At 62.3% G+C, this 12,430-nt stretch carries 13 protein-coding genes; 12 read left to right on the plus strand and 1 reads right to left on the minus strand.

All coding sequences use genetic code 11. The annotated features are described in order from the left end of the window. Positions 1 to 647: 647 nt before the first annotated feature. The 12 genes from MXAZACID_RS18660 to MXAZACID_RS02505 all read left to right on the plus strand — a co-directional run bounded on the left by MXAZACID_RS18660 (position 648) and on the right by MXAZACID_RS02505 (position 11,586). Positions 648 to 2,336 carry a hypothetical protein gene (locus MXAZACID_RS18660; protein ID WP_144052621.1) on the plus strand — a complete coding sequence of 563 codons (1,689 nt, stop codon included), beginning with the start codon at positions 648 to 650 and terminating at the stop codon, positions 2,334 to 2,336. 110 nt (positions 2,337 to 2,446) lie between these two features. Further along, complete coding sequence (locus tag MXAZACID_RS02455; RefSeq protein ID WP_008492464.1) at positions 2,447 to 2,785, plus strand: GPW/gp25 family protein; 339 nt, start codon at positions 2,447 to 2,449, stop codon at positions 2,783 to 2,785. Then, the gene (locus tag MXAZACID_RS02460) at positions 2,785 to 3,690 is read left to right on the plus strand and encodes a baseplate J/gp47 family protein (protein WP_008492465.1); all 906 of its coding nucleotides are present in this window, start codon (positions 2,785 to 2,787) and stop codon (positions 3,688 to 3,690) included. Before MXAZACID_RS02455 ends, MXAZACID_RS02460 begins: the two co-directional genes overlap by 1 nt. Beyond that, entirely contained in the window at positions 3,683 to 4,255 is a 573-nt protein-coding gene (locus MXAZACID_RS02465) for a phage tail protein I (RefSeq protein ID WP_205619724.1), read from the plus strand. The genes MXAZACID_RS02460 and MXAZACID_RS02465 overlap by 8 nt, the downstream gene beginning before the upstream one ends. 1 nt (position 4,256) lies before the next feature. Next, positions 4,257 to 5,186 carry a hypothetical protein gene (locus tag MXAZACID_RS17610; RefSeq protein ID WP_008492467.1) on the plus strand — a complete coding sequence of 310 codons (930 nt, stop codon included), beginning with the start codon at positions 4,257 to 4,259 and terminating at the stop codon, positions 5,184 to 5,186. A 78-nt stretch (positions 5,187 to 5,264) separates the two neighbouring features. Next, positions 5,265 to 6,686 carry a phage tail sheath subtilisin-like domain-containing protein gene (locus MXAZACID_RS02475; protein ID WP_008492468.1) on the plus strand — a complete coding sequence of 474 codons (1,422 nt, stop codon included), beginning with the start codon at positions 5,265 to 5,267 and terminating at the stop codon, positions 6,684 to 6,686. Between the two features lie 11 nt (positions 6,687 to 6,697). Beyond that, on the plus strand, positions 6,698 to 7,204 hold the full coding sequence (locus MXAZACID_RS02480; RefSeq protein ID WP_008492469.1) for a phage major tail tube protein: 507 nt from the start codon (positions 6,698 to 6,700) through the stop codon (positions 7,202 to 7,204). 11 nt (positions 7,205 to 7,215) lie between these two features. Beyond that, a complete protein-coding gene (locus tag MXAZACID_RS02485; RefSeq protein WP_240376488.1) occupies positions 7,216 to 7,533 on the plus strand; it encodes a phage tail assembly protein in 318 nt (105 codons plus the stop codon). A gap of 120 nt (positions 7,534 to 7,653) precedes the next feature. Beyond that, positions 7,654 to 9,774, plus strand: coding sequence for a hypothetical protein (locus MXAZACID_RS02490; RefSeq protein WP_008492471.1), 2,121 nt, complete (start codon positions 7,654 to 7,656; stop codon positions 9,772 to 9,774). A gap of 38 nt (positions 9,775 to 9,812) precedes the next feature. After that, positions 9,813 to 10,310, plus strand: a complete 498-nt coding sequence (locus MXAZACID_RS02495; protein WP_083878552.1) for a phage tail protein — start codon at positions 9,813 to 9,815, stop codon at positions 10,308 to 10,310. Continuing rightward, the gene (locus MXAZACID_RS02500) at positions 10,310 to 10,528 is read left to right on the plus strand and encodes a tail protein X (protein WP_008492474.1); all 219 of its coding nucleotides are present in this window, start codon (positions 10,310 to 10,312) and stop codon (positions 10,526 to 10,528) included. The genes MXAZACID_RS02495 and MXAZACID_RS02500 overlap by 1 nt, the downstream gene beginning before the upstream one ends. Beyond that, positions 10,525 to 11,586: a contractile injection system protein, VgrG/Pvc8 family gene (locus MXAZACID_RS02505; protein ID WP_008492475.1), complete on the plus strand. Its 1,062-nt coding sequence runs from the start codon at positions 10,525 to 10,527 to the stop codon at positions 11,584 to 11,586. Before MXAZACID_RS02500 ends, MXAZACID_RS02505 begins: the two co-directional genes overlap by 4 nt. 250 nt (positions 11,587 to 11,836) lie before the next feature. On the opposite strand, the gene MXAZACID_RS02510 is transcribed toward MXAZACID_RS02505, so the two are convergent. After that, the gene (locus tag MXAZACID_RS02510) at positions 11,837 to 12,400 is read right to left on the minus strand and encodes a hydrolase (protein ID WP_008492476.1); all 564 of its coding nucleotides are present in this window, start codon (positions 12,398 to 12,400) and stop codon (positions 11,837 to 11,839) included. Between the last annotated feature and the right edge of the window lie 30 nt (positions 12,401 to 12,430).

The raw sequence follows: 12,430 nt of genomic DNA on the forward strand, positions 1-12,430 counted from the left end.
GGCCGGCGCGGCATCCTCTGTCGCGGGTGCGGCCAGCGTGGCGGCGGTGGCGGCGCAGTCCGTGGCTGGGGCGGCCAGCACTCAGGCGGCGCAAGCGGTCTCCACGGCCGGCGCGGCATCATCGGTGGCTGGCGCGGCCATTGTGGCGGCGTCAGCAGCGCAATCTGTGGCTGCCACAGCGAGCGCCCAGGCGGCGCAGGCGGCTTCAACGGCGAGCTCGGCCTCGTCCGCCGCAGGTGCTGCCAGCGTGGCGGCAGTGGCAGCACAGTCCTTGGCCGGTGCGGCGAGCACGCAGGCGGCGCAGGCAATCTCTACCGCCGGTGCGGCGTCCTCTGTCGCGAGTGCGGCCAGCGTGGCGGCAGCGGCAGCACAGTCCGTGGCCGGCGCAGCAAGCACCCAGGCCGCGGAAGCCTCTTCAGTCGCTACGGCGGCAGCCGCAGCCGTTGGCGATTTGGGTGACCTTTCAAAGCAGGACGCAAACGGCGTCAGTATTTCGGGCGGATTTATGGCGGGATTTTTTTCCTCTCCAGGAACCGTATCGGCAGCAACTACGTTGCCGGCTGGCTCAAACTTCTGGGTTGGCCCGATGACCCTTACTGCGGAATTGACTCTGTCCGACGGCGCAACCCTCACTTTTCTAGGCTGACATGGCAAATAAAATTTTTAACGCGGATCTGTCCGACCCTAGCAATGTTCTAGGCCTTGGCGCAGCTGCAAAACTCCCGGCAGGCGGTGCTGGTGGCGCGGCGGTTCTGGACGAAAATGGAAATGCGTCTGCGCTAAATATCGTCCCCTACCTAGGAACCCTATCTCGTCCTGCGGGGCAGGCGATATACAGGGCCAGGATTAATGTCGCGCAATTCGGGGCAGCCGGGTCAGCGGCAGCGACCACCGGCAGCATTGCATCTGGTAGCGATGTTTTGATGCTTTCTTCGCCAATTGATTTTCAACCCGGGCAATATGTTCGGGTTGACGGCGCGGGTACGGATGGGGACGGAACGCGCCTGATTGCGGAGATCGTGTCTGGAGCCGGGACGAATTTACTCACCCTATCGAAGGCAGCCTCGGCATCTGTTTCGGGCGCCAACGTCACCCACGACGATACGGCTGCTATTCAAGCTGCAATAAATTACGCGGTATCTATTGGCGGCGCTGAAATTATGTTGGATGCCGGCGTGTATTTGGTCGGGGGGGCGCCGCAAAACGCAAATGTCACAAACGCAATACTCACGCTTCCTCTCGTAGCATTCGGGTCGGATGTTACGGTGAAGTTTTCTGGCCCGGTAGGGGTCGGGTTTTTCCGTGAAGTGCTTAGCGCTGCGCCAGCCAAGAACGGTGCCGTGCTGGTCTTTCCTTACATTTGCCCCAACGCGTCGACAAATGGATCGGTCATCCAAGGCGTTGGATACGGGCAGTTTTATGCCAACTCGAATACTGCAAATATAACCGCCATAAATCTGATTATGCAGGACCTTGCGTTTGAAGTCCCCTCGCTATCCGGATATATCGTAATCGGAGGCCAGGGCGTGCAAAATACGATCTACGATCGTATTTCTGTTTATACGCCTACTATCAGCGATTTGTCCCCCCTGCCGACAAATGCAAACGAGACCGCGATTTCGCTTGGGGGCAATAGCTGCATGTCGGTGGCCAGGCAATGCTACGCGCAGGGTCTATACAACGGAATCACGCCCGGCGTGCATTCGATTCTTGATGGTAATTACGTGCAAAATTGCGTAATTGCGTACTCCATTTTTTGCGGAGATCACGTTCAGCATTGGCCCAAAAACCTAGCACAAAACTGCAGATATATTATCGGCAGAAATGCAAATGACCCAGGCCCTAATCCAAGCGCTACAGTAATGGGTTGGCTGGATACAGAGATTACCGTGGCATCATCTGATGCATTCCAGTATCAGGGCTTCGCGTACAACCTGGGAACCGGAGCCGGGCAGCTCGATCTAAACGGGCGCATTTATTACACCCTGGATGCTCCGGCAGGGGGCGCGCCCTATAACACCGGCATTAGTGTTTTTGATCCTGCTGGTGGATCTTGCCAATATATTCACATTGGGGGAGGAGGGGAAAACATCGAACAGACTGCTGCCGGATCATCTCCGGATAGTTTTTCGATAAACTCTCCTGCGCAAATTTTAATTGAAGGGGCCGGTCTGACTGCCGTGACCATTACCAGGAACGGGACTACCGTGAACGTGCCGGTGGTCAATACCTTGGCCGGAGTGCCGACTGCGAACATCAATGTAGTGAAAAGTGACACATTGACGATTACTTGGTCGGGAACTGCTCCCGTTATTTCGGCGATACCTTTGCAATAGGACGTGAATGGATTTTTTCATTGAGCAAGAAGGTTTTTAATTCGATCCCCACACGCCACGCGCTATAGCCCCCGGGAGGATAGTCGGGGGCAGCGTGCCGATTGTGAGGCATGATCGGCACGGACGCGAACACGGGCAAGGCCCTCGGGGATATTGCGCATCTGCGCCAGTCCATTCGTGATATTCTCAGCACCCCGCTGGGCAGCCGGGTGAAGCGCCGGACCTACGGGAGCGATCTCTATAAACTGATCGACGCGCCTCTGAACCGCTCGACGCTGGCGCAAATTTATTCAGCGACGGTCGGCGCGTTGCAAACCTGGGAGCCCCGTATCCTCGTGCTGAAGGTGCAGGCTACCGCTGCGCCTGGCGTGCTCACCCTCGATCTCTACGGGCAGTATCTGCCCAATGGGCAGCAGATCGCGCTGCCCGGCATCAGCGTGACAACCTAATGGCGGTCACCCTTTCGGCCATCGACCTTTCGGCGCTGCCGGCACCCCAGGTGGTCCAGCAGATCGATTTCGAGACCGTCCTGGCAGCCATGCTCGCTGACCTGCAGGCGCGCGATCCGACTTTCACCGCGCTGCTTGAATCCGACCCGGCTTATAAGATCCTCGAGGTCGTGGCCTATCGGGAAACGCTGCTGCGCCAGCAGATGAATGACGCCTCGGTGGGGCTGATGTTGGCCTACGCAGAGGGTGGTGACCTCGATCAAATCGGCGTGAATTATGGCGTAACGCGCCTGACGATCACGCCGGCGAATAACACCACCATCCCGCCGACCGCTGCTGTCATGGAAACCGATAGCGCTTTCCGGGCGCGCATTCAGCTTTCGCTTGAGGGCTATTCCTCGGCCGGGCCGAGCGGGGCCTATCTCTATTTTGCCAAGTCGGCATCCGGCGATGTCCTCGATGCCAGCGTGACCAGTCCACAGCCGGGCACGGTGCTGGTGACCGTCCTATCACAGACGGGCACCGGGGGCGCCCCGCAGGCCACGCTCGACGCCGTCAGCGCCGCGCTCAACTCCACCAGCGTGCGGCCGCTCTGCGATACCGTGCAGGTGCAGAGCGCCAGCATCGTCTCATACTCGATCGTCGCAACGCTCACGCTGGCGTCAACGGCCGACCAGGCGACTGTGCTGGCGAACGCCCAGGCTGCTGCCCAGGCCTACGCCACGGCCCGGCACAAGGTGGGTCTGCCGGTTTATGTCGTCGGCGTGATCTCCGCCCTGATGGTGACCGGCGTGGTCGATGCGGTGCTGGCGGCGCCTGGCATCACGACCGACTTGGCCATCACCGATCTTCAGGCCAGCTATTGCACCGGCATCACTCTGACCTTCGGGGCGTATGGTGTCTGACGTTGCCACCCTGCTGCCGCCCAACGCCACTGCGGGCGAGCGCGCGCTCGAGCAGGCGACGGCGCGCGTCGGGGCTGTGCCGGTGGTCGCGGGCGCGCTCTGGAATGCCCAGACCTGCCCGCTCGAACTGCTGCCCTGGCTGGCATGGGCCTGGCGCGTCGATGAGTGGGACAGCACATGGCCGGAGGCGGTCAAGCGCGCGGTGGTGGCGGCGAGCATCGCGAACCACAAGATCAAAGGCACGCTCGCCTCGATGGAGACCGCGCTGGCCGTCGCCGGATACCCGAATGCGCAGATCATTGAGGGCGATCCAGTGTGGAACCTTGATGGAACAGTGATGCTTGACGGCTCCCATGACCTCGGCAACCCGGCGAACTGGCCATACTACCGCGTGATCCTGTCTGCACCGATCGCCAACAGCCAAGCGGATCAGGTTAAGCGGATACTCGCCGCAACGCAGCCAGCGCGCTGCTACCTGTTGGGCCTCGATTTCACCCAGGCGGCTTTCATTCTCAACGGCACGGTGCTGCTCGACGGCTCCTACAATTTAGGCGTGGCAGGATAACATGGCGAACCTCTCCGAATCCGACAGCTTTGATGCGGGCATATACCAGCTCGAGACCACGGACGCCGCCCTCGGCGGCGTCAACGGTGTGATGAACACACAGGGCAAGAGCTTTGCAAATAGAACCCGGTGGCTTTACAATCGGGTAATCGCGCTGCTTGGCTTCACCAGCCAATACGCCACGGCGGCAGGGAAAGCAAACGCGATCATCGCGAACTACACCCCAGCTGCTACCGCGCCGATTAATGATGGTGCCTGCTTTGCTTTCCGCGCCACAGCCGCCAATACAGGCCCGGCGACTTTCACGCCGTGCGACGGCTCTGTCGCGGGCACCACCGCAATCCCGCCGCTGCCCATTTTTGGGGCGGATATGAATGCGCTGGCCGGGGGCGAGATCACAGGCCAAGCGCGGCTGCGGTATAGCACCAAGGTCAATGGCGGGAACGGCGGCTATGTGTTGGTGGAAAATCCAGGGGGCATTCAACGCTCGATAACGCCGCCCGCTCCTGATGATTCTTCCGCCGTCGCTACGACCAACTGGGTCAGGTTTATTGCGGCGCTCCTATCTGACTTCAGCCAATCTGGACAATTGGTTGGCTATATGGTGCCGGGCGCGAGCGGGTCCCGCTCCTTGAACATCAGCTTCACGCCCCCGCAGAACGGGACGATTATGCTGAATTGTCAGGCGGTCTCCAGCACGACCGTGCTTAACTCCCTTTCGCTGGGGATTACGAGCGGCGGCACAATCATGGGTAATAATTTGGGCCCTGGGGCGGGCAGCTTCTGGACATCCAGCAATATGGGAGTGGGCACGGCGATCATTTCCGTGACAGCCGGAGTTCAGCTAAAGGGAACGCTCACGGCCAACAACGGCACCACGAATTCTGACGTGGGCGTAGGGTTCTGGGGGTTGTTTATCCCTCACGACTAATCTGGCGCCGCCCCCGGGAGGAACGGACGCGCGCGGCGGATGATGCTGTCTCGGATGCAATAACCGGGGCGAGACCGCATGGGTACGAATTTCCTTCACGGCGTCGAAGTGGTCGACGATACCAGCACCACCAAGACGATCACCATCGTGAGCTCGAACGTGATCGGCGTGGTGGGAACCGCCCCGAACGCGGACCCGACGGTCTACCCGCTCAACACACCGGTGCTGAATAACGGCTCGGCCAGCCTGACCAAATCGCTCTACTCGAAGAGCGTCAGCGCCGATAACGGCACGCTGCCCGGCGCCCTGCAGGATATTTTCGATATCATCGGCGCGGTGGTGGTGGTGGTGCGGGTGGATGTCGGCACCACCGATGCCCAGACCCAGGCCAACATCATCGCCGGCGCGCAGCAGTTCGTCTATGCCAACGCCGCGCTCGGCCAGAAGCCGCGCATCCTTATCGCCCCCGGCTTTACCCATCAGCGCACCAGCGCCGGCATCGCCTCGCTGGTCGCGTCCAATGCGGGCGCCGGCTATACCGACGGCACCTATCCGCTCACGGTGACGAACGCCACCGGCGATACGACCGGTGCCGGCGCGGCCGCCACAGCCACCGTCGTCGCTGGCGTCGTCACCCAGGTCGGTACCACGGCCGAGGGCTCCGGCTATACCGCTGCGCCGACCTTCAAGCTCCCCGCTGCCGCCGGCACCCCCACCACGGCAGCCGTGTTCACGGCGACCGTGGGCACGGTCGGTAATGCCGTGGTGGCGGAGATGATTTCCATCGCGGCGCGCCTGCGCGCCATCATCGTGCAGGACGGCCCGAACACCACCGACGCTGATGCGATTGCGATGGCGGGCGACTTCGACAGCGAGCGCGTCTATCTGGTCGACCCCTGGGTGACGAAGCTGGATCAGGCGACGGCGCAGAATATCACCCGTCCCGCCAGCCCCACCATCGCGGGCATCATCGCCTGGACCGATAGCACCTATGGGTTCTGGTACTCGCCGTCGAACAAGCCGCTCTCGCCGGTGCTGGCGCTGGGGCGCCCCATCGACTTCACCATGGGCGATGCGAGCAGCGGCGCGAACCTGCTGAACGCGGCCAATGTGGCGACCATCATCCGGATGAACGGCTTCCGGACCTGGGGCAACCGCACCCTGTCCACCGACAGCGCGCTGGCGTTCCTGGCCGTGGTTCGGTCGCGCGACATCATCAATGACAGCATCGCCGCCGCCAATCTCTGGGCGGTCGATCAGCCCATCACAAAGGGCTTCGTCGATACGGTCCTCGAGGAAGGCAACAATTTCATGCGCACCCTGATCTCGCTGGGTGCGGTGCTGGGTGGCAGCTTCTGGCTGGACCCGGACGAAAACTCGAATGCGCAGATCGCGGCGGGCCAGATCAAGTTTGACTATGACCAGACCGTGCCGAGCCCGGCCGAGCGCGTGACCTTCACCAGTCATCTGACGGATGATTACGAGTCCAACATCTTCTAAGGAGCTGGCGGATGGCCGCGAGTGATATTCGGAAAAACTTTAATCTGTTCGTGTCCGGCAAGGGTTATGCCGGGCAGGTGACGGAAGTCAACGCGCCTAAGCTGACCCAGCAGACGGAGGATTTCCGTGGCGGCGGCATGGAGGCGCCCGTCGAGCTGACCATGGGCATGGAAAAGCTGATGATGGATTTCACCATGGTCTCCTATGACCCGAATGTCCTGGGCAGCTTCGGCATTACCGAGGGCGCCGCGGTGCCGTTCATCATTCGTGAGGTGCTGGAGTCTTACGACGGCACCGTCACGCCGGTGGTTCACACCATCCGCGGCAAGATCAAGGAGATCGACCCGGGTACCAGCAAGCCCGGCAGAGTGGCCGAGCTGAAGGTGCAGGTGTCCGCCAGCTATTACAAGCTGCAGCACGGCACTTCGGTGATTCACGAAATCGACGTGTTGAACATGATCCAGGTGATCAACGGCAAAGACGTGCTGAGCGCCATGCGCTCCGCGCTCGGCATGTGAGGAGGTGAGTGGTGGCGAAGATAACGAAACCGGCAGGGGCTGACGAAGATAAGAAGGATCTGCCTGCTTGGCTCAAGCCAGGCGACGGCTTTGTCGATGTGGTGCTCTCCCGCGCACTGGATCTGTCGGGCTCGAAGACCACGGTGCTGCGGGTACGCGAGGTGACCGTAGACGATCAGCTGACGGTGGAAGAGATGAAGGGCAGCGAGGCGCGCAAGGAGATCAGCCTCTTCGCCAACCTCTGCGAGGTTTCGCCCGCTGATATCGCCAAGCTTCCGCTTCGTGACTACGCGCGCCTGCAGGCCTCGCTCGGGGTTTTTACCGACTAACACCCGAGACCATCCGCGACGGGGTGTTGGCACTGGCCCATTTCACGGGATGGGCAGAAGCGGAAATCGTGAAGATGCGCGCCAGCCGGTTTGTCTGGTGGCTGGAAGGGCTGCCGATAAATGGCCGAGCGTGAATTTAAAGCCAAGTTGGTCATCGGAGGCGCGATCTCCTCCAGCTTGCGCCTGGCCCTGGGCAGCACGAAGGAAGGGCTCTCGTCGATCGGCAAGGTTGTCGATAAGCTGTCGCGCGAGCAAAAGAAGCTAAATCAGGAAATCAAGAAAACCGCTCTTTCCGGGGGTGATGTCGAAGGCCTGAAGAGCTCTTACCAGCGCCTCACCGCTCAGCTCGAGAACGCGCGGCGGGCACAGACCAAACTGAATGAAGCGCAGGAGCGCTATCAGCGGCTGAACAATATCGGCAGCAACATCGCCGGCCTCGGCGTTAAGGCCGGCATCGGCGCGGCCGCCATCGGCGTGCCGGTGTTTTCCACCGTTAACGCTGCGAAGGCCTACCAGCAGCAGCAGGCGCGCCTGGCAGCGCTGGGTATGGGCCCTGGCGTCAATTCCCAGGCCGCCGCCTTTTCGGCCCGGCAGAATATCTTCGGCACCAGCAAGTCGGACCGCCTCGGCCTGATTACGGACGCATTGTCGGTATTCGGAGACCTGGGTGATGCCAAGATGGTTCTGCCCATGTTGGCCAAGATGAAGTTTGCCAATGGTGCACTTTTCGGCTCGGAGCAGGCCGGCCAGAACGAAGATGCCTTCATGAATATGCTGAAGGTGATCGAGCTCCGCGGCGGCACGAAAGACCAGGGCGAATTTAACCGCCAAGCCAACATGATCCAGCAGGTGATCAATGCCACCGGCGGCAAGGTCACGGCCGATCAATGGCGTGATGCCATCGCCACGGGCGGCATCGCCGTTAAAGGGATGACTGATCAGGCGTTTTATTACGGCATGGAACCGCTGATCCAGGAGATGGGCGGCCACCGCGTCGGCACCGCGCTCATGACCGCCTACAGCGAGATGTACCAGGGGCACACCACGAAGCGCGCAGCAGAGAACATGCTGAAATACGGCTTGATCGGCGACCGGTCGAAGGTCAAATTCGACAAGGTCGGCCAGGCCGCATACCTCAATCCCGGGGCGCTGAAAGGGTCTGCGGAATATCTGAGCAACCCCTACCAGTGGATGAAGGATGTGCTGCTGCCGAACCTCGCGGCGCACGGCATCACCTCTCCGCAGGCCATCCAAGATGCCATCGGGTCGATCATGGGCCGCACCGCAGCGGCGCTGTTCTCGACGATGTACCAGCAGCAGCAGAACATCGATAAGCGCCAGCGCCTGAATGCCGGCGCGCAGAACATCGACCAGATGAACGCCAACGCCCAGAACACTCCGGCGGGCAAGGAGGCGCAGGCAGAGGCCAGGCTGGCCGACCTGAAGCTGCGGCTCGGCACCGATATTCTGCCAACCTACACAGCCGCCCTCACGCTCGCCGCCACCGCGCTGGAGAAGCTCGACGCCTTCACCGCCCGTCACCCGCGCCTCGCGCGCGACATGATGATTGGTGTGACTGTGCTCGGCGCATCTTTGGCGGTGCTGGCGCCGGTGCTGTTGACGGTGGGCGGCGCGTTCGCGGCCTATGCCGGGTACACGCTGCTCTTTACCAAATTCGGCCTAGTGGCACCTGGGGCGATTCGCGCGGTGGGTTCGGCGATGCTGTTCCTGGGGGAGACGCTCTTCGCCAACCCAATCGGCCTGACGATTGCGGCCGTGGCGGCGCTCGGCGTGGCCGCCTATGAGCTGACCAAGCACTGGAGTGGTGTGAAGGCCTTTTTCCAGGATCTGTGGGGCGGCGTGAAATCTGCCTTTCAGACCACCATCGGCTGGATCGGCGACCGGCTTGATTGGCTGGTGAAGAAGCTCGAGGCGTTCAAAAAGACGGTGCTCGACTCCTTTACGGCCGCGGGGCTTACCCCAACGCCCATAGCAACCAATGCCTTCACCGGCCGCGGGCAGGCGCCGGCCGGCGTGGCGACCCAGGCGGCGCCGAATGCCTTCACGTCACGGGGCCACGCATCCGCCGGCGGGGTCCATATCGGCAAGGTCGAGATTAATGCCGCGCCCGGGCAGGATGGCGGCAAACTGTGGGATGAGCTGCACCGGCGCATCCAGGCGCACCAGGCGACGGCGGCGCGGGGCGCGATGTACGACCCGGCCCAGGAGTTCATGCGATGAGCGTCCTTTCCGGCGCCGCCGGCGCTGCCAGCGGGTATATGCCGCAGATGATCCTTGGCAGCTTCCTGTTCTCGCTGAACACGGCCGCGTTCCAGGAGCTGCAGCGCAACACCGAATATACCTGGGCCGCCGTCCCGCGCTTTAGCCAGAATGATGCGCTGCAATTTACCGGCCCGGGGCAGGATATGATCACGCTGCCCGGCGTCGTCTATCCTGGCTTCCGGGGCGGTGGGGGGCAGTTGAATGCCCTGCGCGCTCTCGCTGGCCAGGGGAAGCCCCAGAGCCTGATCGACGGCATGGGCAACGTCTACGGGCGCTGGGTCATCACGGGCGTTGCCGAGACGCAGAGCATCTTCGCGGCCTTCGGGCAGCCGAAGAAACAGGCCTTCACGGTGACCCTGCGCTGGTATGATGGCGGCCCCTCGAGCCTGCTTACGAACCTGCTCAACAATATTGGCCTGGGCGGCCTCGTCTCGTCGGCGCAGAGCGCGCAGCAGACGGTCGAGGGGCTGACCGGTATCGGGAACCTGATCTGATGGCGGCCGTGACCTATACCACCAAGGATGGCGATGTGGTCGATGCGGTGGCCTTCGCCTATTACGGCACGCTGGACGGCCGGGTATATGAGCAGGTGCTCGCCGCCAACCCAGGCCTGGCCGCGCTGGGCCCGGTGCTGGGCGCCGGGGTGGTGATCACGCTGCCGGACCTGTCTGCCAGTGTGGGCGCCGATCAAGGCGTGCGTCTCTGGTCATGAGTACCGGCATCGTTCCCAATTTCGCGCTCATCGCCAACGGTTCCGACATCACCTCTGTGGTGCAGGCGAATCTGTCGTCGCTCACGATGACCGATGCAACGGGGTACGAGTCCGATTCCCTGGTGATCGAGCTTGCTTCGACGGACCCGGCCAACCCGATCAGAAAGCCGCCGACTGGCGCCGAGCTGTCGCTGTTCCTCGGCTATGACGGCACCACCATCAATATGGGGATGTTCGTCGCCGATGAGGTCGAGATCCGGGGCTGGCCGGAAGTCGTAACCATCCGTGCGCGCTCGGCCATCTATGCGCCGACGCCAGCCGGGAAAACCGACCTGCAGACCCAATACACCCAGGTGTGGGCGGCCGGCACCACCATCGGCGTGCTGGTGCAGACCATCGCCAAGCGGCACGGCCTGGCCGGCAGCACCAGCAGCGCGCTGGCATCAATCCCGCTGCCGCACGTCATGCAGGACGCGGAAAGTGACCTCAACCTGCTGACCCGGCTGGCCCAGCAATATGACGCCGTCCTCAAGGTGGCCAACGGCCAATTGCTGTTCTACGCCCGGGCGACCGGCCTCTCTGTGAGCGGTCAACCGCTGCCGGCAATCACGGTGCAGGCGAGCCAGGCCTCGAGCTTCGGCATGAACGAGCAGACCCGCGCGAACGCCGGCACGGTGGTGGCATGCTACCATGTCCACAAGACAGCCCAGAAGCATGTCGTGAGCGTGGGGCAGGGCGAGCCGGTCAAGCGGATCCGGCAGCATTTCCCGGATCAAGCAACGGCGCTCGCTGCCGCCAAGGCGCTCTTGGCGCAGTCCATCCGCGCGCAGACCCGGCTGACCCTCTCGCTGGAGGGTGACCCCGCTTTCCTGGCTGAGGCCCCCCTCACGCTCTCCGGGTTTCATCCGGACGTGCCGACCAGATGGGTGATCACTCAGGTCGATCACCGCCTGGACGGCAAGGGTGGATACCTCTGCACCATCTCCGCCCAGCTGCCAAACGACCCCACGCTGTCCCAATATCAGACCGACGACGTAGCCGAGCCGGTAAGCTCCTGATCTTCCGGGGCCCCGCGCCGTGCCCGGGGCGCGGTGAGAGTGCGTTTCCAGCAAAAAAAATCCCGGGTATAATTCCGGGCACTTTTCAAAACATCGGCCGCTCGTGATGTTCAAATTCAGGTGGTTAGGTGGTTGAGTTCGGTGGACATCTCCTCCGCCAGCGCAACTCATTGATTTTCCGTATTTTTAAGTTTTTTCGCGCTTTCCGCATGATGTTTGCCGCCCCGGTATGACCGGTGCGGCTTTCCGGTCAGGCCTTGAAGTTGATTTCCGCACTCTGGCGCACCAGGCCGAGGCGCGGGAAGATCGTCTTGATCGCGAATTCATGCGCGCCGTCGCCGAGCGAGGTGCAGAGATCCTCGGCAAGCACCAGCTGATAGCCATGCTCCCAGGCCTGCCTGGCGGTGGATTCCACGCCGATATTGGTGGCGATGCCGCAGAGCACGATATTTGTGATGCCGCGGCGGCGCAACTGCAGGTCCAGCTCGGTGCCGTGGAAGGCGCTCCATTGGCGCTTGATGATGGTGACATCGCCCGGCTGCACCAGACCTTCGACGAAATTCATCCAGTCATCGGGCAGCTTGCCGTGATTGCCGGGGGCGTCCACCTGCTGGCGCAGCGCATCGCCGAAATCCGCGTGCCAGCCGACATGCACCGGCACCACCAGCACCCCGGCGGCGCGGCATTTTTCCACGAAGGGCAGGGTGCGGGCGACGATGTCCGCACCGCTGCGCGGGCTGGTGGGCAGGGCGGTGATGCCGTTCTGCAGGTCGATGAGCACCAGGGCGGTGCGGGCGGGATCAAGCTCGGTCATGGCAACAGCCTTTTCAGATAAGGGGGACTG

Origin of the sequence: Acidocella sp. MX-AZ02, from assembly GCF_000306035.1 — a bacterium.
Classification (GTDB): domain Bacteria; phylum Pseudomonadota; class Alphaproteobacteria; order Acetobacterales; family Acetobacteraceae; genus Acidocella; species Acidocella facilis.

Excerpts from the sequence above, each read along its gene's own strand:
- MXAZACID_RS02510 (WP_008492476.1), bottom strand. The coding sequence starts at position 12,400 with ATGACCGAGCTTGATCCCGCCCGCACCGCCCTGGTGCTCATCGACCTG.
- MXAZACID_RS02490 (WP_008492471.1), top strand. The coding sequence starts at position 7,654 with ATGGCCGAGCGTGAATTTAAAGCCAAGTTGGTCATCGGAGGCGCGATC.
- MXAZACID_RS02500 (WP_008492474.1), top strand. The coding sequence starts at position 10,310 with ATGGCGGCCGTGACCTATACCACCAAGGATGGCGATGTGGTCGATGCG.
- MXAZACID_RS02495 (WP_083878552.1), top strand. The coding sequence starts at position 9,813 with ATGCCGCAGATGATCCTTGGCAGCTTCCTGTTCTCGCTGAACACGGCC.
- MXAZACID_RS02455 (WP_008492464.1), top strand. The coding sequence starts at position 2,447 with ATGATCGGCACGGACGCGAACACGGGCAAGGCCCTCGGGGATATTGCG.
- MXAZACID_RS02460 (WP_008492465.1), top strand. The coding sequence starts at position 2,785 with ATGGCGGTCACCCTTTCGGCCATCGACCTTTCGGCGCTGCCGGCACCC.
- MXAZACID_RS02505 (WP_008492475.1), top strand. The coding sequence starts at position 10,525 with ATGAGTACCGGCATCGTTCCCAATTTCGCGCTCATCGCCAACGGTTCC.
- MXAZACID_RS18660 (WP_144052621.1), top strand. The coding sequence starts at position 648 with ATGGCAAATAAAATTTTTAACGCGGATCTGTCCGACCCTAGCAATGTT.
- MXAZACID_RS17610 (WP_008492467.1), top strand. The coding sequence starts at position 4,257 with ATGGCGAACCTCTCCGAATCCGACAGCTTTGATGCGGGCATATACCAG.
- MXAZACID_RS02480 (WP_008492469.1), top strand. The coding sequence starts at position 6,698 with ATGGCCGCGAGTGATATTCGGAAAAACTTTAATCTGTTCGTGTCCGGC.
- MXAZACID_RS02475 (WP_008492468.1), top strand. The coding sequence starts at position 5,265 with ATGGGTACGAATTTCCTTCACGGCGTCGAAGTGGTCGACGATACCAGC.